Origin of the sequence: Mesorhizobium sp. Ca11, assembly GCF_020165275.1 — a bacterium.
Classification (GTDB): Bacteria; Pseudomonadota; Alphaproteobacteria; order Rhizobiales; family Rhizobiaceae; genus Mesorhizobium.
Window position 1 is genome coordinate 1 of the sequence record NZ_JAIUHU010000005.1, and the last position, 21861, is coordinate 21861.

Genomic DNA, 21861 nt, shown 5'->3' on the forward strand with positions numbered 1-21861 from the left:
CAAAACCGCCTCCCATGGCCTTCAAAAAACGCCTCATTAGCCCAACAAACAGAATTCACTCTCCCGTGCAAAGCCCTCACAAGGGGAGAAGGAGAAGCTGGCGCTTCACTTCACCTCGAATTGCGGATCGAGTGGGATTTGCATTGCCGTCACCAGATGGTTGGTCTGTCCCGCAAGCCCGATGATCGACACCAACTCGCCATGCTGCGCCTCCGTCATGCCCTTGGCCCGCGCTGCGGCCGTGTGCGAGTGGACGCAGTAGGAGCAGCCATTGGCGGTCGAGACCGCGATATAGATCATTTCCTTGGTCAGCGGATCGATCGCGCCGTCGGTGACCATCACCGCCTTGAGCTGCTCCCACGCCCGTTTCAGCGCCGCCGGATCATTGGCCAGCCCGCGCCAGAAATTGTTGACGAAGTCGGATTTTCGCGTCGCCCGGATATCGTCGAACACCGCCTTCACCGCCGGGATCTTTTCGACCTCGGCATCGCTGAGCAGTTTTGTGGTGGCCATGGTGTGGTCCTTTCAATGAACTGATGGAAGACGTCGTTGAATCAAGTGTTGCGCATAGGCGGCTAAACGGTTTGTCCGATTCAATTTCTTGGCTCGGAACAGCACACTGCAGCGAGGTTGGGCGAAGCACTTCAGCCTCGTCATTCTAGGGCGGAGCAAGGAGCGAAGCGACGCGCGCAGACCCTAGAATCCATTCCGTGACTTCGCGCGAAGGGTGCAGCGGAGCAGAATTCTGGACCGCTGCATCCCACGGCAAGGTAACGGAATGGATCCTCGGGTCTGCGCGCGTCGCTTCGCTCCTTGCTCCGCCCGTGGATGACGACATGACAAGCGCCTCGGCTAATCTCCAGGGGTGCTCGATCCAATCGCGCGATCATCCGCCGTCGCCTCGCTACCCTAGTGCACCGCCGCATACATGATCTTCTCCTCCGTCGCCTCCGCCGGCGAGAACTCCTCCACGATGCGGCCTTGGCGGCAGACCAGGATGCGGTCGGACAGGTTCATGATCTCCGGCAGGTAGGACGAGATGACGACCACGGCGAGGCCCTCGTCGGCCAGCCGGTTGATGATCTGGTGGATCTCGGCGATGGCGCCGACATCGACGCCGCGGGTCGGCTCGTCGAGGATGACGATGCGAGGCTGCTGCACCAGCCCTTTGCCGATCACCACCTTCTGCTGATTGCCGCCGGAAAGCTCGACCACGCGGGCATTGTCGTTGATCGCCTTGATGTTGAGCGTCTTCGTCCATTCGGCCGAGAGCTGCCGCATCTCCTGCTGGTTGATCACCCAGGCCTTCTCGCGGCCCGCCGCAAGCAGGCCGCCGAACAGGTTCTCGGCGATGCCCATTGTCTCGAAGATGCCTTCGCTCTTGCGGTCCTCGGTGACGTAGACGATGCCGTCGGCCACCGCCTCGCTCGGCACGACGTAGCGCACCGGCTTATCGTCGAGCTCGATCGCGCCGCCGCGCAAAAAGTCGCGCTTGTAGATGCCCGAGACGATCTTGAAGGTCTCGGTGCGGCCGGAGCCGATCAGCCCGAACACGCCGGTGATCTGGCCTTCGAAGATCGAGAATGAATTGTTGCGCACGATGTTGCTCATCGAGATGTCCTGCACCGAGAGCACTTTCTTGCCGGCCTTGCGCAATTTCGTCTCGTCGCGCTGGCGGTAGATCTGTCCTGACAGCGAGCGCCCGACCATGGCGGCGACGATCCTGTCGCGGTCGAAGGCCGATGTCTCGTCGGTGATCACCAGTTCGCCGTCGCGCAGGATGGTGATGCGGTCGGCGATCATCAGCGCCTCTTCCAGCGCGTGGCTGATGAAGACGATCGACACGCCGCGCGCTTTGAGCCTCCGGATCAGCGCGAAGAAGTGGCGTTTCTCTTCCGGCGTCAGCGTCGCCGTCGGTTCGTCGAAGATGATGATCTCGGCATTATGGTGGACGGCGCGCGCGATCTCGACCATCTGCCGCTTGGCAGCACCCAGCGTCGCCACCATCGCATTGGGATCGACCGGAAAATTCAGCGACTGCAGGAATTGCTGCGCCGAGATGTAGGTGCCGCGCAGCCGGTTGAGGAATTTCTCCGTGCCGAGATAAAGGTTCTGCGCCACGGTCATCGACGGCACCAGGCTGGTCTCCTGGAACACCATGGCGATGCCCGCCTCCAGCGCGGCGTGCGGCGAGGCGTAGGCCGTCTCAACGCCCTTGTGGAACATCTTGCCCGAAGTCGCGTCGACGACGCCGGCGATGATTTTGGTCAGCGTTGACTTGCCGGCGCCGTTCTCGCCGAGCAGGGCATGGATCTCGCCCTTCCTCAAATCGAAGCTGACGTTCTTCACCGCCGGCACACCGCGATAGGTTTTCGTCACGTTGTCCAGGCGCACGATCGGGTCCATCAGAAGCCTCCCAGCGCGGGGTCAAGCGCCAGCACGCAATCGCCGCCCTTCGAGGCGACGAACAGGCGGCCGTCCTTTTCGGCCACGCTGCAGATGCCGTGCCGCGTGCCGTTGGCGCGGCTGTGCAAACTGAATTGCGGCTGCATGGTCCGGTCGAGTTTCACGACGAGCCCATAGGAGCGGCTGGGCGACCACGGCTTGTGGATGCCCATGGTACGGATGCCGCCGCATTGCAGCGGCTCGAGGAAGCTGCGGTTGGAAGCCAGCGCCGGCGCGATCCAGTAGGCCGGCGGCACCTGGTCGATCATGTCGCGGCGATAATGCGTTTCCTGCAGCACGAATTCGATCAGCCGGTTGCGCGGTGCAAACAGCGTCAACCACGGCCCGCCGTCGCCCGCCGGCGCCAGCCGCGCGGGATAGCCGGGTAGATGCGTCAGCACCGTCGAGCGGTTGCCAGTCGTGCCGTCAAAGCGCACGAGCTGGTGGCGCCAGCTTTCGCTCACCAGCACGTCGGCTCCGACCGGGTGAAGTCCATAGGGAAAGGCGATGTCGCCGGCGATCTTCTGAAAACCGATGCCCCCCGGCCCGCACCGCCCCAGCGAGCCGGACGCGCCCTTCTTCATCAGGTCGGCCGCCCATTGTGACGGCGCATGCGCGCTGGAGCCATTGGCCAGCCACAGCGTGCCGTCGTCCGCATAGGCAAGCGCGGTGATGCAACGGATTTCGGCCGGCAGCGAAACCTCCTTGCCGGCGATCAGCAGCTTGCCGCTCTCCAGGCCGACCGTCAGCTCGCCCGATGGCGACAGCGCCAGCGCGGTGATGGGGGATTGAAAGGTCTCGACCGCGACAGGCTCGGAACCGGCCGCAACCGCCAGGATAGCGTTGCCGCTGGAGACAAGCAGCCGCCCGTCAGACACCAGCAGATTGTCCGGCTCGCTCAGTTCGGCGAAAACCGCCGCGTCGTCCAGCCGCGTGTTGGGACGGAACGCGCCGTCGAGCGGCGGTATGGTGACCGCCTTGCCGCGAAAGACATCCAGGATCGGATCGAGGATCATGGTTTCGCCCCCCAATAGGAAGCGGGGCTCGTCCAGTTCGGGTCCGCGTCACTGATTTTGTAGCGCCCGATGCGGTTGTTGAGGATGCCGCCGACGAAGAGATAGCCCTTGTGCTCGCGCATCGAGGTGACCATCGGATGCGCGTTGCCGGAAAGGTCGCCGAGCGTCTCGACGATGCCGCCCTTCTCGTTGAACTTCACCACGCCGCCGGTGTTGATGTTGGGGAACAGCCATTCGTCCTGCGGCAGGCGGCGCGTCATGCGCTTGCGCATGTCGGGATGGCGCAGCGACAGGTCGAAGCTCGGCGTGCGCATGCCGAGCCAGGCCATCCAGTAATTGCCGTCCGAGGCACGGTTGATGTTGTCGGGGTAGCCCGGCATGTCGCGGATGACGCATTCGGCCGTGCCGGCCTTCGGTCCCTCCAGCCAGTAGCGATGCACGCGGCAGGCCCAGCTTTCGGCGAAGAACAGCGACTTGCCGTCATGCGCCATGCACACGCCGTTGGTGTAGCGGTAGCCGTCCAGCAGCGTTCTGGTCGAGCCGTCCTTGGGATCATAGACGAGCAGCCGGCCCGTGGCGCGGTTCTCGATCGAGTCCAGCGCCCAATCATGGGCGTCATAGCGCTTGGTCGAATCCGTAAAATAGATGCGGCCGTCAGGCGCGATGTCGCAATCGTTCGGGTCCCGCAGACGCGCATCGTCGACGATCGAGGTCCAGGAGCGCGCCGTCTCTGCCGAGAGGCGCTTCACCTCCCGGTCCGGCGAGACCGAATAGAGCCCCATGGCGCCGACGCAGCTGATCAGATTACCGTCCCGGTCGAAGGCGAGCCCCAGCGGAAAGCCGCCTATATGGGCAAAGACTTCGGAACGCCGGTAGTCCGGTGCGAAGAAGCGGACGATCTCGCCGTGGCGGGTGCCGCAATAGAGATGGTCGTCGCGGTCGAGGATGACGTCCTCGGGTCCTTCCAGCTCGCCGAGCCCGATATGGTCCGCGGCCGAGAGCCGGTTGTCGAGCTCGTAGGACGTGCCCGAACCGGGCGCCGCAGATTGCGCCTCGCCCATCTTGAGGTAGACCGGCGCGACATAGACCTCGTTCAGCACCTTGTGGCGGTTCTTCAGCCAGCGGATGTCGATGGTGACGGCGACCGCCAGAAGGATGCCGAGCACCATCTGGTTGGTGCCGGTGCCGTAGCCGAGCCGGATCAGGCCGTTGGTCATGGTCAGAACGATGATGGCGCCCATCAGGCCCTTGACCACCGAGCCGCGTCCGCCACCCAGGCTGACGCCGCCGACCACCGCCGCCGTCAGCGCCATGATTTCCAGATTGAGGCCGGTGCCCGGCCCTGCCCCGCTCAACCGGCAGGCGATCAGGAAGCCGCCGATCGAGGCGCAGAAGCCGGAAAAGACGTAGGTCATGAACACGGTGCGCCGCACCCGGATGCCGGCATTATGCGCCGAGCGCCGGGAGCCGCCGACCGCCAGCACATGCCAGCCCGGGCGCGATCGCGTCAGCGCGATATGCGTGACGATGGCCAGGATAGTGGCCAGCCAGACCGAAACCGACAGGCCCCAGAACGTGCCGTCGCCGATGAAGTCGAGCACATCGGAGCTTGCCTGCGAAAGCTGCACGTCGGCGGCATAGGTGGTGACAAGGATGTCGAACAACGCCCGCCCGAAAATGAAGGTGACCAGCGTTGTCAGGAAGGCACGCAGCCTGAGATAGCCGACGAGGTAGCCGTTGATGGCGCCGAAGACGAGCCCGGCCACGAGGGCGGCGGCCAAGGCCAGCCAGATCGACTGTTCGAGGATGAAGAAGACGTAGACGGCGGAGAAGCAGGACAGCGCGAAGATTGAGCCCACCGAAAGATCGATGCCGCCGCCCAGCATGACCACGGTCATGCCGATGACGACCAGCGAGAACTCGCCGAGCTGTCGAGTGGATTCCTGCAGCGAGGTGAGCTTGAAGAAGCCCGGAATGATCGAGCCGAACACCCCGAGCGTCGCCACCAGCGCCAGGAAAGGTATGGCGTTGTCGGTCCAGCGCTTGGTCAGGATCTCGCCGACCAGATGGTCGGGCACGAGGTTGTAGCGCCAGGCCTGGAGGCGTTCACGGAAATTCATCGGCTGCCGCTGTCATTAAAACGGGAAAGAGGTGGCCGGAACTATCCGGCCACCTCACGGGATGCTCTTGGGCGGCGCGGTTTATTTCGCCGCCGCTTCGGCCTGCAGCGCCTTCAGGTCCCAGCAGCTGTCGGGCTTGAGGTCGGCCTTGGTCGTCGCCTTCTCCAGTGTGTAGATATAGGTGTGCGAGGTGCCAGCCGGCTGGCCGCTTTGCAGCAGGAACTTGATGATGGCGTTCATGTCGCCCGACTGGCGGGCAAGATCCGTCATCACCACGGCGCCATAGGTGCCGTCGTTCAGCTTGTCGCAATCGGCCGCCTTCTCGCCGCCGCCCGTGGTGACCAGGAACACCTTGCCCTCAAGCTTGGCGTCGCGGATCGCGGCCGAGGCGCCGGTGGCGTCGCCGTCCCAGAAGTCGATGATCGAGCAGATGTCCGGATGCTGCTGCAGCATCGTCGTCGTCACGTTGCGCGAGGTGGTCGCGTCCCAATTCGAGTCGGGCTTGGCCACGACCTGGAAGTCGGGATGCTTCTCCAGCACCTTCATGATGCCGGCATACTGGTAGAGGCTCGACGAGTTCGCCTGGTCGCCCTGCACCAGCCCGATCTTCTTGGACGAATTCTCGCCGCAGCCCTTGATCGCCGCTTCGGCCTCGAGCTGGCCGAGCTTGTCCCAATCGCTGCCGACGAAGGCGTCGGCCGGGAAGTTCGCTGGATTGTCGACCAGCAGCACATAGGTGCCGGCGGCCTGCGCCTTCTTCATCAGCTTCGAGTAGGAGTTGAGGTCCGGCGCATGGATGATTAGCACGTCCGGCCTGGTGTCGGAAGCGATGGCGTCGGTGATCGCCTGCGCGCCGGCATCGACCACCCAGTTCGGGTCACGGGTCTCGAACGTCCCGCCCCAGGCCTCGACTTCCTTCTTCAGATAATGCGCCCAGCCCTGCGCCAGGTCGAAGCCCATCGCCAGCGGCACCAGCATGACGCGCTTGCCGTTGAGCGCCTTGGCATAGGCGGCGGGGCCTGGATCGTCGGCGGCGAAGCCCGGCGCCGCGAAGGCGGTAACGGCGAGCGCCGTGGCGGCGGCCATCAATGTCCTGATTAGTTTCATGTCACACCTCTGGTTCGGTTTTCATTGCCGGCCGATCGTCACGATCGCGCCGGGTACCCGAGAGCAAGATGGCCTTGCCATCTGCTCTAAATGTCGCCTTGTTGCGCCGTCTGCTCGTCGCGCGGATTCATGATGCCGTCGACGATGATGGCCCCGAGCAGGATCGCCGCCTTGATCAGGTTCTGGTAGAGCAGCGGAATGTCGATAATGGTCATGGCGTTGAGCAGGATGCCGATCAGCGCCGCCCCCACCAGCACGTTGCGCACCCCGCCCCTGCCGCCCGAAAGGCCGATGCCCCCGATCACCGCCACCAGGACGATGTCGTAGAGCAGCGTCGAGTTGACGATGCGGGTGTTGATCGAATGCAGGCTGGCTGCCGTCAAAAGCCCGGCGACCAGCGCCACGAACGCCGAGAGCACGTAGCGCAGCACCAGCATGGGCCGTACCGGAACGCCGATGTTGCGGGCCGCGACCGGATTGTCGCCGGCGAAATAGATGAAGCGGCCCCATTTGGTGTAGCGCAGGAACAGGAACACCAGGAAGGCCAGCCCGGCGAAGACGAACACCTCGACAGGAATATCGAGGAAGCGGACGCCGCCGAGCAGCTCGACCCAGTGTCCGCCGGGCACCGGCACGGCATCCTGCGTGATCAGTTGCGAGCGCACATAGCCGAACACGAAGGAGCCGGTGGCCAAGGTCACGAAGATCGCCGGCACGTCGGCATAGGCGACGAGAAAGCCGTTGAGCAGGCCGATGGCTAAAACGCCCGCCAGCACATAGACGAAGGCGAGTCCGTCCGAAGTTCCGGTGTTGAGCAGTTGCAGGTACCAGGCGACCGACATCGCCATGATCGCCACCGCCGACAGGTCGATGCCGCGGCCGATGATGACGACCGCCATGCCAAGCGCCAGAATGCCGAGCACCGAGACCGAGCGCACGATGGCCACCAGATTGTCGGCGGTCAGGAAACCGGGCAGGCCCAGCGCAGCGGCGGCGAACAACAGGATGGCGATGGCAAAGACGATGCCTTCCTGATTAAGGCGCCTCCAGTTCGGCCAGCCGGTCGCATTCATCGCTTGTGTCTTTCGCCCCGAGGGCAAGGCCTTGCCGGCCCTCACCCCGCATGAAAGCTAATCGGCTCAACAGCGGCTCGTCAAATGAATCCGCGTTCAAGAACCGCGCCTCTCCGACTATTTTCCGAGTGGACGCATCGATTGCCGCAACTGGCGCAATAGCTGGAAACTCTTGGATTTTTGGCGGTTCGTTGCCGTGATCGCACGGCGCGCGGAAGAACCTGTTCGGACCCCGCGGGACCGGCGCAATTCGAGTCCGCAAAATGCGCCCGGCACGACGTCAATTCTTCGCTGAATGGCCCGAAACCTCTGCGCCGGCATTGGCGGCAGGAGCATGCACACACCGCCGTGGCGCCGGCCCAGTCCAGAGCTTATCCAACAAACTTCCGTGTCGCCGTCTCGCCTGTTATGGATGAGCCCGGGGGGTGGGCCGAGGAAAACGCATGAAGCCGATTTATATCGACTACCTCAATGCTCTCGATATCGAAGCGCTTGCCATGACGGACGCCGAGATCATCGGCGCCGTCGAAGCCGGGCTCGTCGCGCAGGGCAACGGCCAGACTGTTATCGAGCCGCGCGTCCATCTCGAGCCCGACCCGTCCTTTCACGGCCACTTCAACGTGCTGCGCGGCTATGTGGCGCCGCTCGATGCCGCCGGCGTGAAGATCGTCGGAGACTATGTCGACAACTACAGGCACGGCCTGCCGTCGGAATTCGGCATCCTCAATCTTTTCGATCCGCGCACCGGCACGCCGCGCGCCATCCTCGACGCCACCGTCATCACCGACATGCGCACCGGCGCGGTCACTGCCATCGGCGCCAGGCATCTGGCGAAGAGGTCGTCCAAGGTGCTCGGCCATATCGGCGCGCGCGGCACCGCCTATTGGAACGTGCGCCTCCTCGACCATCTCTTCGACTTCGACGAGATCCGCGTCCACTCACGCCGCCCCGAAAGCCGCGATAGCTTTGTCGCCAGGCTGGCGGCCGACCTCGGCAAGCCGGTCATGGCCGTGGCTGACTGGAAAAGCTGCGTCGAAGGCGCCGACATCGTCGTCGAAGCCTCGCGGCTGCCGGAACCGCAGCCGCTGCTCAAGACCGAATGGATCAAGCGCGGCGCGTTGGTCGTGCCCTATGGCACGATGAGCGCGGTCGAGCTGTCATTGACCGATATCATGCAGAAGATCGTCGTCGACGACTGGGGCCAGTGCAAGGGCGGCAAGTTCGGCTCGCTGCGCGCCCATGTCGAGACGGGACGGCTGAGCGAGGCGACGCTGCATGCCGAACTCGGCCAGATCGCGGCCGGCCTCAAAGCCGGCCGGCAAAGCGATGGCGAGACGATCCTGTTCTGGCATCGCGGCCTCTCGTTGTCCGACATTGCGCTGGGCAAGGCCATGCTCGCCAAGGCCGGCGAAAACGGCATCGGCCAGAGGCTGCGCTTCACATGAACCCGCTCGTTCTCACCGGCGCCGGCGTCAGCATCGAGGATGTGGTTGCCGCCGCGCGCAACGCCTGCAAGGTCGAGCCCACGCCTGCCGTGCTTGAAAAGCTCGACAAGGCTCGCCAGGTCCTCGATGCAGCCGCGGCGGGCGGCCAGCAGATCTACGGGCTGAACACCGGGCTCGGCGCCAATCTCGTCACGGCTGTCGAAGGCGACGCCGGCGCCTTCCAGCGCCAGCTGATCGAAGGCCGCAGCGCCGCCGTTGGCGATGCTCTGCCGGTTCCGGTGGTGCGGGCGGCGATGTTCGCCCGCCTTGCGATGCTCGCCGCCGGCGGCTCGGGCCTGTCGCCGCGCGTGTTCAGCGCGCTGGCCGAAGCGCTCAATGCCGGCGTGCATCCCGTGATGCCGTCGCTCGGCTCGATCGGCGCCGGCGATCTTCTGCTGATGACGGCGGTCGCCCGCGTGCTGATCGGCGATGGCGAAGCCGAATATCAGGGCCGCCGCATGCCTGCCGCCAAGGCGCTGATGATGGCGCGGCTTGCACCCGTCACTCTCTCGCCGAAGGACGGTCTTTCCCTGATCAACGCCTCGGCCGTTTCCGTCGGGATCGGAGCGCTGGCGCTGACCGATGCGCTGTCGGCGCTCGAACAGCAGCAGCAGGCCGGCGCGCTGACGATGGAAGGCATCGGCGCCAACCGCACCATCCTCGATCCGCGCCAGCATCAGGCACGCCCGGGCGCCTGCCAGCAGCTTGCGGCGAAGGCGCTGCGCGACCTCTTGGCGCGCGATGAGGCGCCGGCGCCGACCACCATCCAGGACCCGCTGTCGATCCGCTGCATGCCCTCGATCCACGGCGCGCTGATCCAGGCGATCGACCATGCCAGGCTTGCTGTCGAGATCGAGCTCAACGCCGCCGCCGACAATCCGCTGGTGCTGGCCGATGATGAACTGGTCATGTCGACCGGCAATTTCCACACAGCGTCGCTGGCGCTCGCCTTCGAGACGCTTGGCCTAGCGATCGCGCAATGCGCGGCAGCGTCCGCGGCGCGCTTCGTCCAGCTCACCGGCTCAACCCGCCACGGCCTGCCGAAATATTTGTCGCCGGTCGGCGGTGCCTCTGCCGGCTTCGTGCCGCTGCAGAAGACGGTGACGGCGATCCTGGCCGCGATCCGCCACAAGGCCAATCCGGTGATGCTCGATTTCCTGCCCGTGTCCGAGGGCGTCGAGGATCACGCCACGCAGACGCCGCTCGCCGTCGCCAAATGCGCCGAGATGATCCTGCTGTGGCGGCGGCTGATCGCCTTCGAGCTGATGGCCGCGGCGCAGGCCGTCGACTTGCGCGAGGGCATGGCGCTCGCGCCGGCCACCGGCGCGATCCACGCGGCCGTGCGTTCGCATGTGGCGACGCTCAAGGAAGACAGGCCGCTCGGCATCGACGCCGAGGCGCTTTATGCCGTCCTTGTCAGCGGAATCTGGCAAGGCCCTCCGGCCACGGGCTGACGCTTTTCGACTCTTGGTTCAGGGCTTTGCGTCCACCTTCTTCATGAAGAGGGTGAGCTCGTCCGGATCCATTTGCACGACATGCCTGTCTTCGGGATAGGCGCCGCTGTTGACGTCGGCGACATATTCGGAAAACGCCGCAATGCGCTCCTGCTGAAGCCGGTCATATTCGGCGGCGAAGTTGCGATAGACTTTCGAGTGGCGCGGCATGTGACCGCGATTTGTGCCGAGAATATCCTCGGCGAACAGATATTGCGCGTCGCAGCCCGTGCCCGCGCCCATCGACAGCATGATCAGCGGGGTGCGCTCCGAGATCGCCTTCGCCACTTCCACCGGCACCACCTCGATCTCGGCGCCGATGGCGCCGGCCGCCTCGAGCTGCTTGACCGCCTCGAACACCTGCATGGCTGTATCGGCTGTCTTGCCGACAGCCTTGAAGCCGCCGGTCCAGGTCGCGCGGGAAGGAATGAGGCCCACATGGCCGATCACCGGAATGGCATCGTCGGCCATGCGCTTGATCGTGGCGTATCCGGCGCTGCAATAGACCGCGTCGGCGCCGGCTTTGTAGAGCCGGAACGACCAGCGCACGAAATCGTCGGCCGTGCCGATCTCGAAGAAATTGTCGCCCGGCATGGTGAAGAGGCTGGGCGCGGCGTCGCGATATTGCGGGTTGAGAACCAGTTCCGGCGGCACCGAGACGATGTCGACCCCTGCCCGCTCGGCAGCCTCGGCTTCCTCCAGCGTCAGCACGCGCAGCATGGTCAGCTGCCGCTTGCCCTTCATGGCGCGCAGGTCGGCAACGGTCGGTCTCTTTCGGCTCATCGGTACATCCTGTTTTGTCTGGCGGCTTTCAGCCGATATCGATCATCACCTTACCGGCCTCGACCTTGACCGGATAGGTCTTGAGGTTGACGCAGACCGGCGCGCCCTTGGCCTGGCCGGTCTTGTAATTGAAGCGGCCATTGTGCTTGGGGCATTCGATTATGTCGTCCATCACAAGGCCGTCGGCGAGATGGGCCTTTTCATGCGTGCAGTACCCGTCGGTCGCGAAGAAGGCGTCGTCCGGCGAGCGATAGATCGCGAAAGTGCGGCCGCCATGATCGAAGCGGATCACATCCTCCTCGTCCACGTCGTCGACCGCGCATGCTTCGACCCATTCCGCCATCGACTGCCTCCAATTTGCCCAAGCTGCGCCTATTCGGCGGCCGCGGCCGTTATGTCGAGATCGTGGAACTCGCCGCGATAAGGCTTGGCCGTCGGCGGCAATTCGCGCTTGAGATAATAGTCCTCGTATTTCAGCTGCCTGAGCAGCACCGGCCAGACCTCGCGATAGGCGTGCCACATCGACGGGTTCGGCACCGGCAGATCGTGCTTGATGAGCTCATGCAGTTTCGGCAGGGCGTGGTACGGCACCATCGGGAACATGTGGTGCTCCACATGGTAGTTCATGTTCCAGTAGATGAAGCGGCTGACCGGGTTCATGTAGACGGTGCGCGTGTTCAGCCGGTGATCGGTGACGTTGTCGGCCAGCCCGATATGCTGCAACAGCCCCGTCAGCACCATGTGCCAGGTGCCGTAGAGGCGCGGCAGGCCGACCAATACGAGCGGTGTCCATGACCCAAGCGCGATCGCGACAGCGATCGTCGCGGCGTAGACGACCATGTGCCAGCGCGCCGCGGTCACCGCTTTGGGCTGCTCCATCTCAGGAATGTAGCTCTTCTCGTCGTCCGACAATGTGCCGAAGGCCTGGCGCACCAGCGTCGGCAGCGAATAACGGAAATCGAGGATGCCGGTAAAGGCCAAAGCCGCCTTGATAAGGTCGGGCGGCCGCATCACCGCGATCTCGGCGTCGCGGCCGACGATGATCGTGTCGGTGTGGTGGCGCGCATGGCTCCAGCGCCACTGCACCGGGTTGCGCATCAGCATGAAGGAAGCGATGTGGTAGACGACGTCGTTCATCCAGCGCGTGCGGAAGGCAGTGCCGTGGCCGCATTCGTGCCAGCGCGAGTCGCTCGACGAGCCGTAGAGCACGCCGTAGACGAACAGGAACGGCACGACCCACCAACTGCCCCAGAACCAGACGATGCCGGCCGCCGAGCCCAGGATCGCGACGATCCAGATGATGGTGTCGCGGATCGCCGGCCCATCGGAGCGCTGCATCAATTCCTTCATGGTCTTGCGCGGCACGTCGGTATGGTACCACTCGGCCGAGGCGAGCCCGGTCTCGATCGCAAGCCGAGTGCTTTCGCCGACAAGGCTGTAGTCGCGCTTGGTGCTGCCGGCCATCGCCATCGTCATATTCCCCAGCCGTCAAACTCCGTTGGCGCAGAATTTCTCATCGAGGAATTTTTTCGCGCGCGGCACGTCGTCCTCGGTCAGGTGCTCGATGATCACCGGGATGTTCGGATGCTTCTCGCTGAGCCGCTTCAGATAGAGGTCGTAGTTCAGCGCGCCGAGGCCCGGCGCCGGCAGCTCGATCTCGCCGACGCCGCGGAAGGTAAGCCCCTCATGCGCGTCCGCATCGCCGATATCGGCATGCTTCTCGGACTTGTCGTCGCCCGAGCGCTTGACGTCCTTGGCATGCGCGATCCTGATCTTGTCGCTCAGCGTGTCGAACACCTGGTTCAGCACATGGTCCATGCGGTCGATGTTGTGCGCCTCGAAGTAATTGGTCGGATCCATCAACAGGCCGAGACCGGGGTGGTCGACCTGTGCGAACATCCTGACCGTCTCCTCGACCGAACCGACGACGTTGTTGACATAGGTCTCAAGCAGAAACACGGCGCCGTGGTCGTAAGCCGTCCGGGCAAGGTCGGAAATCACTTTGCGGCATTCCTCGAACCCCTCCTCGGTCTTATTCTTCGGGTGATGCACCCAGTCGGACTCGGTGTTGTAGGTGCCGGTTTCCGAGATCACGTAAGGCGAGCCGAAATGGCGCGCATTGCGGATAATCTCCTTCAGATACGCCAGTCGCCTGTCGCGCTCGGTCTTGTCCGGATGAATGATGTTGGTGTAGCCGGACACGCAGCAGACTGGCAGGTTATGATCGCGAAAAGTGTCGCGCACTTTCCGCGCCTTTTCCGTGGAGATCTGCCCGGCCGACAGGTCGATATCCTTGAAATGCAGGTCGAGCTGCACGGTGTTGAAGCCGAGCGCACGGATGCGCCTGGCGGACTCTTCCAGCTCGTAGGGAAAATAGCCTGTGAAGATACCTGCCTGCATCATGAGGTGAAGTCCTCTGGGTAAGCGATTCAGTTGCCCTGCCTTTTAGTCGCCTAGTCGACAGAGATTTCGGACAGCCTGATCGTGCGACCTTCCGCCATCGATCGGTAGCCGGCCTCGACCAGCGCCATGGTCTTGACGTTGTCGGCGACCGACAGCGCCGGCGGCGTGCCGGTCTTCAGCGCGTATTGCAACTGCTCCATGACGCCGATGAATGCATGCGGGAACCACATCGTCTCCCAGCTTGGGCTGACCCATTTGCCGCCCGTCGTTTCGCTCGAGGCATGGGTCAACGTCGACGCGACGCCCTTCGGCCATCCAATCGTGCCCTTGGCGACGCCCTTGATGCCGTCGACCCGCCAATTGATGTGCTGATCGTCCTCGTAACCCTCCTGGCGCGGGCCGGACCAGACGTCCTCCAGCAAAACGGCAAGCACGCCCGAGGGGAAGCGCAGCGTCGACACGGTGATGCCGTCCGAGTGCTCGAACGCCGTGCGCGGATCCTTGCGCGTCAGCGTGGTTATCTCCTCCGGTTCGCCAAAAAGGAAACGCAGCACGTCGAGGTGATGCACGCTCATATTGGCGAGCGTCAGTCGGTCGTAATCGGCAAGGAAGGTCTGCCAGTGCGGGATCGCGTGCATGTCGATCTCGGCAAAGACGATGTCGCCAAGCGCGCCGCTGTCTATGATCTGCTTCAAGACGCGCATCGACTGATCATAGCGCATGTTCTGATTGACCGAGAGGATCTTGCCGGACGCAGCCGTTTCGTCGCGCAGCTTCACAGCTTCCTCGACCGAAAGCGCTAGCGGCTTCTGCGCCAAGATCGCTTTGACGTGCGGCTGCTTCAACGCATGGCGGATCAAAGCCGGTTGCTGATCGGGCGGAAAGGCCAGATCGACGATCTCGACCTGGCTGTCCTCGATCAATTGCTCCGGTGTCTCGTGGACGGTCGCAATATTCCAGCGATCGGCGACCTTCTGCGCATTGGCTTTGGTGCGCGATGCTATGGCGACCGCCGGAAAACCGGCTTCGTGATAGGCGGCGAGATGGCATTCGGCCATGATCATGCCGGCGCCGATACAGCCGATCCGATATTCCCTGACCCGAACTGTCACGTCCGGTTCGAAGCCTATACTCGCCATCCATTCCTCCCTTGGAGGATGGATATAACGCCATGGTCCGGACCTCAGCCAAGGCCCGCGCCATCATTTCCCATCAGTCAGGCCGCGATCAGCACCGTGCTGTCCGGCGACCAGCTCAGCACGACGGGCTGACCCTCTGCGAGGCGCTCGGCGCCGGTGTTCTGGACGATCACCTTCAGCGTCTGGCCGAAGCGGTCGACGAAATAGGTGCTGTTGTTGCCGGCAAAGATGCGTTTCGAGACCTGCCCCGTGAGCGTGTTGACATTGGCTGGATCGGGCTTTGCCGCGCCGGGCGAAATCCGGATGCGCTCGGGCCGAACGGCGCAGCTCGCCTTGGCGCCGGCCGGCACCGATGCGCCTGTCGAAGCCGCGATCGTCGTGCCGTCGGGCAGCCTGATCCCTGAGCCGGTCGCGTTGCCGTGAAAGATATTGGCGTCGCCGAGGAAAGTCGCGGCGAACTCGCTTTGCGGCCTGTCGTAGATCTCTTCCGGCGGTCCTTCCTGCACCAGCCTGCCGTCGCGCAATATGCCGATGCGGTCGCTCATCGTCAGCGCCTCTTCCTGGTCGTGGGTGACGAAAATGGTCGTGATGCCGATCTCGCGCTGGATGCGCTTCAGCTCGATCTGCATGTCGACGCGCAATGCCTTGTCGAGCGCGCCGAGCGGCTCGTCGAGCAAGAGCACGCGCGGCTTGGTAACGATGGCCCGCGCCAGCGCCACGCGCTGGCGCTGGCCGCCGGAGAGCTGGTGCGGCTTTCGCCCGCCGAGCTTGCCGAGCTGCACGAGATCGAGCGCGCGTTGCACTTCCGCAGCGATTGTCGCTTTCGGCTCGCCGCGCACCGACAGGCCGAAGGCGATATTGTCGGCGACGCTCATATTGGGAAACAGCGCATAGTTCTGGAACACCATGCCGATGCGCCGCTTTTCGACCGGCACGCGCTCGACGCTCTCGCCGCCGATCGCAATGCGGCCGGAATCCGGAAAATCGAAGCCGGCGATCTGGCGGAGCAGCGTGGTCTTCCCGCTGCCCGAAGGTCCGAGCAGCGCGTAGAAGCCGCCATCGGCAAAATCGATCGAGACATCGTCCAGCGCCTTGTGCGCGCCGAAGCTGCGCGAGACGTTCGCGACCTGGACGCCAGCCATTATTTCTCTCCACCAAACTTGAAGAAGCGCGCCGTGAGCAGCATCAGCGCCATCGACACGACAATGATGATCGTCGAGACCGCGTTGATCTCGGGCGTGAAACCCTTGCGGATCGCGGCATAGATTTCGACCGGCAATGTCGTCTGGCCGGGCGTCGACAGGAAATACGAGACCACGAACTGGTCGAACGACACGGCGAAGGCGAACAGCCCGCCGGCGATCACCCCAGGCATGATCCACGGCAAAGTAACCCGCATGGTCACCTGCCACTGGTTGGCGCCGAGCGAGCGCGCCGCTTCCTCCAGCTCTGGCGCGAAGGTCTGCAGCCGGGCCGACACGACGACGATCACATAAGGCAGCGCCAGCGCGACATGGCCGAGCAGGATTGCCACCAGCCCGCGGCCGATGCCGACGCCGAAGAAGAAGATCAGCATTGCCGTGCCGGTGATTAGCCACGGGATGGCGATCGGTGGGAACAGCAGCGCCTGCAGGACTTTCTTGCCGCGGAAGTCGTAACGGTAGAGCGCCAGCGAGGCCATCGAGCCCAGCACCGTCGAGATCAAAGTGGTGATGACGGCGATCTCGATGCTGTTCCAGGTCGCCGCGATCAACTGGTCGTTCTGCCAGAGCGATGAATACCAGTCCGTCGTCCACTCGAACGGCAATTGGTAGAAGGGCGAAGCGTTGAAGGACATCGCCGCCATGATGATGATCGGTAGGTAAAGGAAGCCGAGCAAAAGCACGATGTAGAAGCGCCCGAGCCATTCGAGGATGCGCGTCGTCGCCATCACGCAGCCCTCCGCAGGACAGGCGCCGCCAGCGCCAGGATGATCAGCACGACCGCGAGCAGGATAAAGGAGAGTGCCGCGCCCAGCGGCCAGTTGAAGACGGCGACGAACTGGTCCTCGATGATGGTGCCGTAGAAGGTACCGGTGCGGCCGCCGAGGATGCGCGGCTCCATGAAGGAGCCGACCACCGGTACGAAGATCAGCGCGGCACCCGCGATCAGGCCCGGCATCGACAGCGGGATGATCACCCGCCACAGCACCTGCCGCCGCGATGCGCCCAGCGAGCGGCCCGCCTCGATCAGCGAATCATCGATGGCCTGCAGCGTGAGATAGCAGGTCAGCACCATATAGGGCACATAGGAGTGCACCAGGCCGATGATGACGGCTGGGTAGGAATACATGAGATCAATGTTGATCTTGAACGGCAGCACCGCATTGAGCGCGGTGTCGAGGATGCCGCCTTCGCGCAGCACCATCGCCCAGGAGAAGATGCGCACCAGCCCGTTCGACCAGAAGGGCAGGATAACGAGCAGGAAGATCGCCTCGCGGCTGCGCCCTTTCAGCACCTTCGCAAGCACATAGGCCGCCGGGTAGCCGATGACGACGCACCACAGCGTCACCTCCAGCCCGAGCCGCAGCGATGAAAACAACAGCGTCGAATAGAGGCTCTGCGAGAAGAAAGCTGCGTAATTGCCGAGCGTGAACGACCATTCCTTTCCGGCCAGCGGCAGGTCGGTCATGAAGGAGAAGAACACCATGGCCGACAGGGGTAGGAAGATCGCGATCGTCAGCCAGAGATAGGCGGGAAGGAGAAGCGGCAGGGCCGGCTTCAGTCCGCGGCGCGAACCGATCGCAAGCTGGTCAGCCATCTGCCTCTCCTCCCCGAAAGACGTGATTATTTCACGTTGACTTTCAGCTCCTGCCACAGCGCCAGGTATTTCTCGCGCTGCGCGTCGGTGATCGGCGCCTGGAACTGGATGCGCTTTGCGACCTCGGGGCTGCCCATGACCTTGCGGTTGAAGGCGTCCTCGGGCAGCGCGTCGACAGCCTTGGTGTTGGCCGAAACCGGTGCGCCGACCTTGGTGACCCATTCGACGTAGAATTTCGGGTCGATCATATAGTTGATGAAGGCCTCGGCGCCCGCGACATTCTTCGAGCCGACCGGGATCGAAAAGGCGTCGAGCCAGGCGACGGCGCCTTCCTGCGGGATGACCAGCGAGACCGGCAGCTTGAAATGCGTCTTGGCGCGGTCAGCCGAGCCGCTCCAATAGGTGCCGATGTCGATCTGGTTGGAGGCGACCATCTGGTTCCAGTCGTTCTCCGAGCTCCAGAAGGTCTTGATCTGCGGCATCAGCGAGGTGAGCTTCGCCTTGACCGCGTCCATATCCTTGATGTCGTTGATGTCCTGCCCCGACGCGATCGCGCCGAACTGCACCGCCTCGACGGCGTCGTCGCGGATGATGACGCGGCCCTTATGCGCCGGGTTCCACATCTCGGCGATGCTCGTCGGCGGCTTGTCGAAGGATTTGTCGTTGATCGCCAGAGCCGTCAGGCCCCACACCCACGGCACGCCATAGACCTTGCCGTCATGGTTGAGCATCGGCGAGCTGGCCTTGTCCTTGGCGATGTCGGCATAGTTGGAAAGCTTCGAGACGTCGATCGGCTGGATCAGCTTGCCGGCCATTGCCTGGTCGTTGAAGGCGGCATTGATCATGACGACGTCGTAGAGGCCGGGATTGGTGCGGATCTTGGTCAGCATCTCCTGTTCGGAATTGAAGAAGTCGTTGACCACCTTGAAGCCGGTCGCCTTCTCGAAATTGGCGACCGCCCACGGCTCGTCGGCGCCATAGCCCTTCCAGTTGAGCACATGCACTTCCTCGGCGGCCTGTGCGGCCAGCGTAAAGGCGGAGACAAAGACGGCGGTGGCCGTCAGGAAAGCGGTCAGTCTGGGCATGCGCATGTTTTTTTCCTCTCATTGTTTGCCCGATTGACGGGCTTGTTAAGTTGCAGTCGCTTCCGCCCGGCCGAGCGCGGTCGTCGTTTCGCCGCGCTCAGTCAGGAACTCCCGGATTTCCGTGTCGGTCGGCGCCGAAGATCCGCCATGGCGGGTGACCGAAAGCGCAGCCGCCGCATTGGCATAGCGTGCCGCCTCGCAAGCGCCCATGCCGCGAGAAAGGCCGCTGACGAAGGCGCCGATATGCGTGTCGCCGGCCCCGTTGGTGTCGACGGCTTCCACCTTGAAGCCCGGCACCGCACGGGTGCCGCCATCGGCCATGCGCACCAAGCAGCCATGCGCGCCGGCGCGGATGACGACGCCTTCCGCCCTGGGGCAATGCTCGGCGAGCAATCGGATCGCGACGGTCTGGGCATCGCCGGCACCGGCAATCTCGGCAGCCTCATTGGTGTTGCAGCTCAACCAGGTCGTACGCGCCAGAACCCTGTCCAGGATCGGCCGTGGAATGTCGGCGATCACCGGCGTCGGATCGAAGACGAAAGGAATGCCGGCCGGCAGCGCTTCGATCCAACCGGCAAGCGCGTCGCGACTGCCGGGATAGCTCAGCGTGTAGCCGGAGGTGAAAACCCAATCACCCGGAACGACTTGGATCGGCTTCATCATGTCCGGCGTGAGCCGGCTCTCGGCGCCTGGCCACGAAACGAAGGTGCGCTCCGCGTCGCCGCTGATCATGGCGACGCAATTGCCGCTGTCCATCGAAGGCGATGACGGCGTCAGCGTCTCGATGCCTTCGGCCGCGAAGGCTTCGCGCAGGAAGTCTCCGTCCGGCCCGGTGCCGAGCTGGCCGCCGAACACCACCTTCATGCCGGTGCGGCTTGCCGCCACCATCATATTGAAGCCGCCGCCGGCGACCCGCGCGTAAGCTGACGCGGTCTTTTCCGTGCCGGCCGCCGGCAGGGCGTCGATGCGGTAGACATAGTCGACCACGGCGCTGCCGACATGAACGAGGCGCCCGCTCATCAGGCAACCTCCTTGCCTGGGCCGGCCTTGGAGCCGCGTGCGGCGACCAGGTCGCCAGCCAGCGCACGGACGTCCGCGATGTCGATGCCATGCAGTTGGGCGATGCGGTCCTGCGGCAGCCTCGACAGGCCGGCGCAGGCGCCCGCCATGCCGGCGGCAATCGCCCCGATCGTGTCGGTGTCGCCACCGAGATTGGCGCCGATGACGGCTGCCCGCCACGGATCGCCTTGCGCGACCTCCAGCACGGCGAAGGCCGCCGGCACCGATTCCTGGCTGGCGACGCCGGTGCCGACCAGGTCAACGATCAGCTTGATGGCTTGCTTCTCCGCCTTGCAGCGGACAAGCTCCTGCGCCCAGACGATGCGCGCGGCGATGTCGCCGCCGGTGACCCAATGGCCGAGCGCAGCACCTAGCCTTGCGGCGGCGACCGCATGGCCGGAAGCGCCACGCCAGTCGCCGCCCGAGACACCGAGGCTGATGGCGGCTGCGACCGCCGCAGCCGATGCAATGGCGATCGAGGTGTTGTGCGTGGCCCGGCAGGTTTCCGCCACCTTGGAGACCAGAACGTCGAGCGGCTCCGGCGGCATCATAATGCCGACCGGCGCGATGCGCATCGCAGCGCCATTGGTGTCGCCGCCGCGGCCGGCCTCCTCCGCGGGCACGCCGCTGTTGATGGCATCGATAGCGCGCTTGGTCGACGGCCCAAGCAGGTCGTAGCTGCCGCGCGCCTTGACCTCGCGCTCCCAGTCGAGCAGCGCGTTGACCCAGCGCGCATGATCGAAACGCTCGCCGGATTCGACGAGGATGCGGCCAAGCAGCAGCGCCTGTTCGGTATCGTCGGTGATCGCGCCGGCGGGCAGCCCTTTCGACACCGGGTGATCGGCGGCAGGCGCGACGAACTCCTCGACATGGCCATAGAGCTCGGCGATGCGGGTCGGCGACAGAAGCTGCGTCGGCATGCCCAGCGCATCGCCCAGCGCCCCGCCGATCAGCGCGCCCATAGCCCGGTCCATCGCGTCGGCCGCCATGCTCAGAACTCCAGGTGCAGCGCGAAATGCGCCGGATTGAGCAGGCTGGTGACGAATTCGATGGCGCGCCCGTCGGCGGCGCGCGTCAGGCGGCGTGTGCGCAGGAACGGCGTGCCGGGCGCGCAGGCGAGGATGGCTGCATCGGAAGCGCTCAGCATCTCGATGTCGACCCATTCCTCGCCGTGATCGGGAACAAGCCCTGCCCCGCGCAGCGTCTGGTGCAGCGAGCCTTCGCGCAGGCCGCGCAGCGGTATGTCTTCCAACTCCGGCGACAACGGCAGCCGGCTGCGCTCGATCGAGATGGCATGGCCGTCGTCGGCGTTGGTGCGGGCACGATCGACGGCGATGAAGGATGGACTCTCGACACCGAGCCTGGCCGCCAGTTCGGCGTCCTCGATGATCTCGAGCCGCAACGTGCGTGTCTCTGCATTGGCGCCCGCATTGGCAAGCGCGCGCGACCAGCCGATCGCGTCGTCGACGGGCATGCCGTCAAAGGTGACGAAGGAGCCGATGCCGACCTTGGTGGTGATCAGCCCGCGGCTCGACAATTCCTCGAGCCCCTTGCGGACCGTGTTGCGGCTGACGGAAAAGCGCTGGACGAGCTCGTTTTCGCTCTGCAGGCGGTCGCCGAAGCCGAGCAGGCCGGAGCGTATCTCATGCTCCAGAACCGTCGCGATCTGCTCGGGCTTGCCCGTGCCGGGAGTGATCTGCGTCGCGCGACGGGCCATATCGATACCTGTTCAGTGAACCTGTATAATCCTGTTCAATATCGGATTTGAATTCCCCCGTCAACGAACCTTCATCACCATTCAAGAACGGAAGGCGGACCGGGCGCAGAATGAGCGTGCGGCAACCGGAGACGCGCC

General features: G+C 64.3%; 20 protein-coding genes. 2 read left to right on the forward strand and 18 right to left on the reverse strand.

Annotation, left to right across the window (positions count from 1 at the left end):
- Nucleotides 1-105: 105 nt before the first annotated feature.
- From LB538_RS10420 to LB538_RS10445, 6 genes are all read right to left on the reverse strand, one after another.
- Entirely contained in the window at nucleotides 106-513 is a 408-nt protein-coding gene (locus LB538_RS10420; RefSeq protein ID WP_224522898.1) for a carboxymuconolactone decarboxylase family protein, read from the reverse strand.
- 396 nt (nucleotides 514-909) lie between these two features.
- Nucleotides 910-2406 (reverse strand): sugar ABC transporter ATP-binding protein, encoded by a 1497-nt coding sequence (locus LB538_RS10425; protein WP_224522899.1) that lies wholly within the window; start codon nucleotides 2404-2406, stop codon nucleotides 910-912.
- Nucleotides 2406-3461, reverse strand: coding sequence for a hypothetical protein (locus tag LB538_RS10430; RefSeq protein ID WP_224522900.1), 1056 nt, complete (start codon nucleotides 3459-3461; stop codon nucleotides 2406-2408). The genes LB538_RS10425 and LB538_RS10430 overlap by 1 nt, the downstream gene beginning before the upstream one ends.
- Nucleotides 3458-5581, reverse strand: coding sequence for an ABC transporter permease (locus LB538_RS10435; protein ID WP_224522901.1), 2124 nt, complete (start codon nucleotides 5579-5581; stop codon nucleotides 3458-3460). The genes LB538_RS10430 and LB538_RS10435 overlap by 4 nt, the downstream gene beginning before the upstream one ends.
- A gap of 81 nt (nucleotides 5582-5662) precedes the next feature.
- Complete coding sequence (locus LB538_RS10440) at nucleotides 5663-6688, reverse strand: sugar ABC transporter substrate-binding protein (RefSeq protein WP_224522902.1); 1026 nt, start codon at nucleotides 6686-6688, stop codon at nucleotides 5663-5665.
- 86 nt (nucleotides 6689-6774) lie between these two features.
- Nucleotides 6775-7761 (reverse strand): ABC transporter permease, encoded by a 987-nt coding sequence (locus LB538_RS10445; RefSeq protein WP_224522903.1) that lies wholly within the window; start codon nucleotides 7759-7761, stop codon nucleotides 6775-6777.
- Between the two features lie 443 nt (nucleotides 7762-8204).
- On the opposite strand from LB538_RS10445, the gene LB538_RS10450 reads away from it, so the two are divergent.
- Together LB538_RS10450 and hutH are read left to right on the forward strand one after the other, a co-directional pair.
- A complete protein-coding gene (locus LB538_RS10450) occupies nucleotides 8205-9206 on the forward strand; it encodes an ornithine cyclodeaminase family protein (protein ID WP_224522904.1) in 1002 nt (333 codons plus the stop codon).
- Nucleotides 9203-10699, forward strand: coding sequence for a histidine ammonia-lyase (hutH, locus tag LB538_RS10455; RefSeq protein WP_224522905.1), 1497 nt, complete (start codon nucleotides 9203-9205; stop codon nucleotides 10697-10699). Before LB538_RS10450 ends, hutH begins: the two co-directional genes overlap by 4 nt.
- An 18-nt stretch (nucleotides 10700-10717) precedes the next feature.
- On the opposite strand, the gene LB538_RS10460 is transcribed toward hutH, so the two are convergent.
- The 12 genes from LB538_RS10460 to LB538_RS10515 all read right to left on the reverse strand — a co-directional run bounded on the left by LB538_RS10460 (nucleotide 10718) and on the right by LB538_RS10515 (nucleotide 21723).
- Entirely contained in the window at nucleotides 10718-11521 is an 804-nt protein-coding gene (locus LB538_RS10460; RefSeq protein ID WP_224522906.1) for a 3-methyl-2-oxobutanoate hydroxymethyltransferase, read from the reverse strand.
- Nucleotides 11522-11549: 28 nt separating this feature from the next.
- The gene (locus LB538_RS10465; RefSeq protein WP_224522907.1) at nucleotides 11550-11864 is read right to left on the reverse strand and encodes a MocE family 2Fe-2S type ferredoxin; all 315 of its coding nucleotides are present in this window, start codon (nucleotides 11862-11864) and stop codon (nucleotides 11550-11552) included.
- 29 nt (nucleotides 11865-11893) lie between these two features.
- Complete coding sequence (locus LB538_RS10470; RefSeq protein ID WP_224523334.1) at nucleotides 11894-12985, reverse strand: fatty acid desaturase family protein; 1092 nt, start codon at nucleotides 12983-12985, stop codon at nucleotides 11894-11896.
- Nucleotides 12986-13009: 24 nt separating this feature from the next.
- On the reverse strand, nucleotides 13010-13924 hold the full coding sequence (locus LB538_RS10475; protein ID WP_140838907.1) for a sugar phosphate isomerase/epimerase family protein: 915 nt from the start codon (nucleotides 13922-13924) through the stop codon (nucleotides 13010-13012).
- A gap of 50 nt (nucleotides 13925-13974) precedes the next feature.
- Nucleotides 13975-15063: a Gfo/Idh/MocA family protein gene (locus LB538_RS10480; protein ID WP_224522908.1), complete on the reverse strand. Its 1089-nt coding sequence runs from the start codon at nucleotides 15061-15063 to the stop codon at nucleotides 13975-13977.
- A 77-nt stretch (nucleotides 15064-15140) separates the two neighbouring features.
- Nucleotides 15141-16205 carry an ABC transporter ATP-binding protein gene (locus LB538_RS10485; protein WP_095769774.1) on the reverse strand — a complete coding sequence of 355 codons (1065 nt, stop codon included), beginning with the start codon at nucleotides 16203-16205 and terminating at the stop codon, nucleotides 15141-15143.
- A complete protein-coding gene (locus LB538_RS10490; protein WP_224522909.1) occupies nucleotides 16205-16993 on the reverse strand; it encodes an ABC transporter permease in 789 nt (262 codons plus the stop codon). The genes LB538_RS10485 and LB538_RS10490 overlap by 1 nt, the downstream gene beginning before the upstream one ends.
- Nucleotides 16993-17862: an ABC transporter permease gene (locus tag LB538_RS10495; RefSeq protein WP_224522910.1), complete on the reverse strand. Its 870-nt coding sequence runs from the start codon at nucleotides 17860-17862 to the stop codon at nucleotides 16993-16995. Before LB538_RS10495 ends, LB538_RS10490 begins: the two co-directional genes overlap by 1 nt.
- A 26-nt stretch (nucleotides 17863-17888) precedes the next feature.
- Nucleotides 17889-18953 carry an ABC transporter substrate-binding protein gene (locus LB538_RS10500; RefSeq protein WP_224522911.1) on the reverse strand — a complete coding sequence of 355 codons (1065 nt, stop codon included), beginning with the start codon at nucleotides 18951-18953 and terminating at the stop codon, nucleotides 17889-17891.
- Nucleotides 18954-18992: 39 nt separating this feature from the next.
- Entirely contained in the window at nucleotides 18993-19967 is a 975-nt protein-coding gene (locus tag LB538_RS10505; RefSeq protein ID WP_224522912.1) for a PfkB family carbohydrate kinase, read from the reverse strand.
- Nucleotides 19967-20995: an ADP-ribosylglycohydrolase family protein gene (locus LB538_RS10510; protein ID WP_224522913.1), complete on the reverse strand. Its 1029-nt coding sequence runs from the start codon at nucleotides 20993-20995 to the stop codon at nucleotides 19967-19969. The genes LB538_RS10505 and LB538_RS10510 overlap by 1 nt, the downstream gene beginning before the upstream one ends.
- Before the next feature lie 2 nt (nucleotides 20996-20997).
- Nucleotides 20998-21723 (reverse strand): GntR family transcriptional regulator, encoded by a 726-nt coding sequence (locus tag LB538_RS10515; RefSeq protein ID WP_224522914.1) that lies wholly within the window; start codon nucleotides 21721-21723, stop codon nucleotides 20998-21000.
- Between the last annotated feature and the right edge of the window lie 138 nt (nucleotides 21724-21861).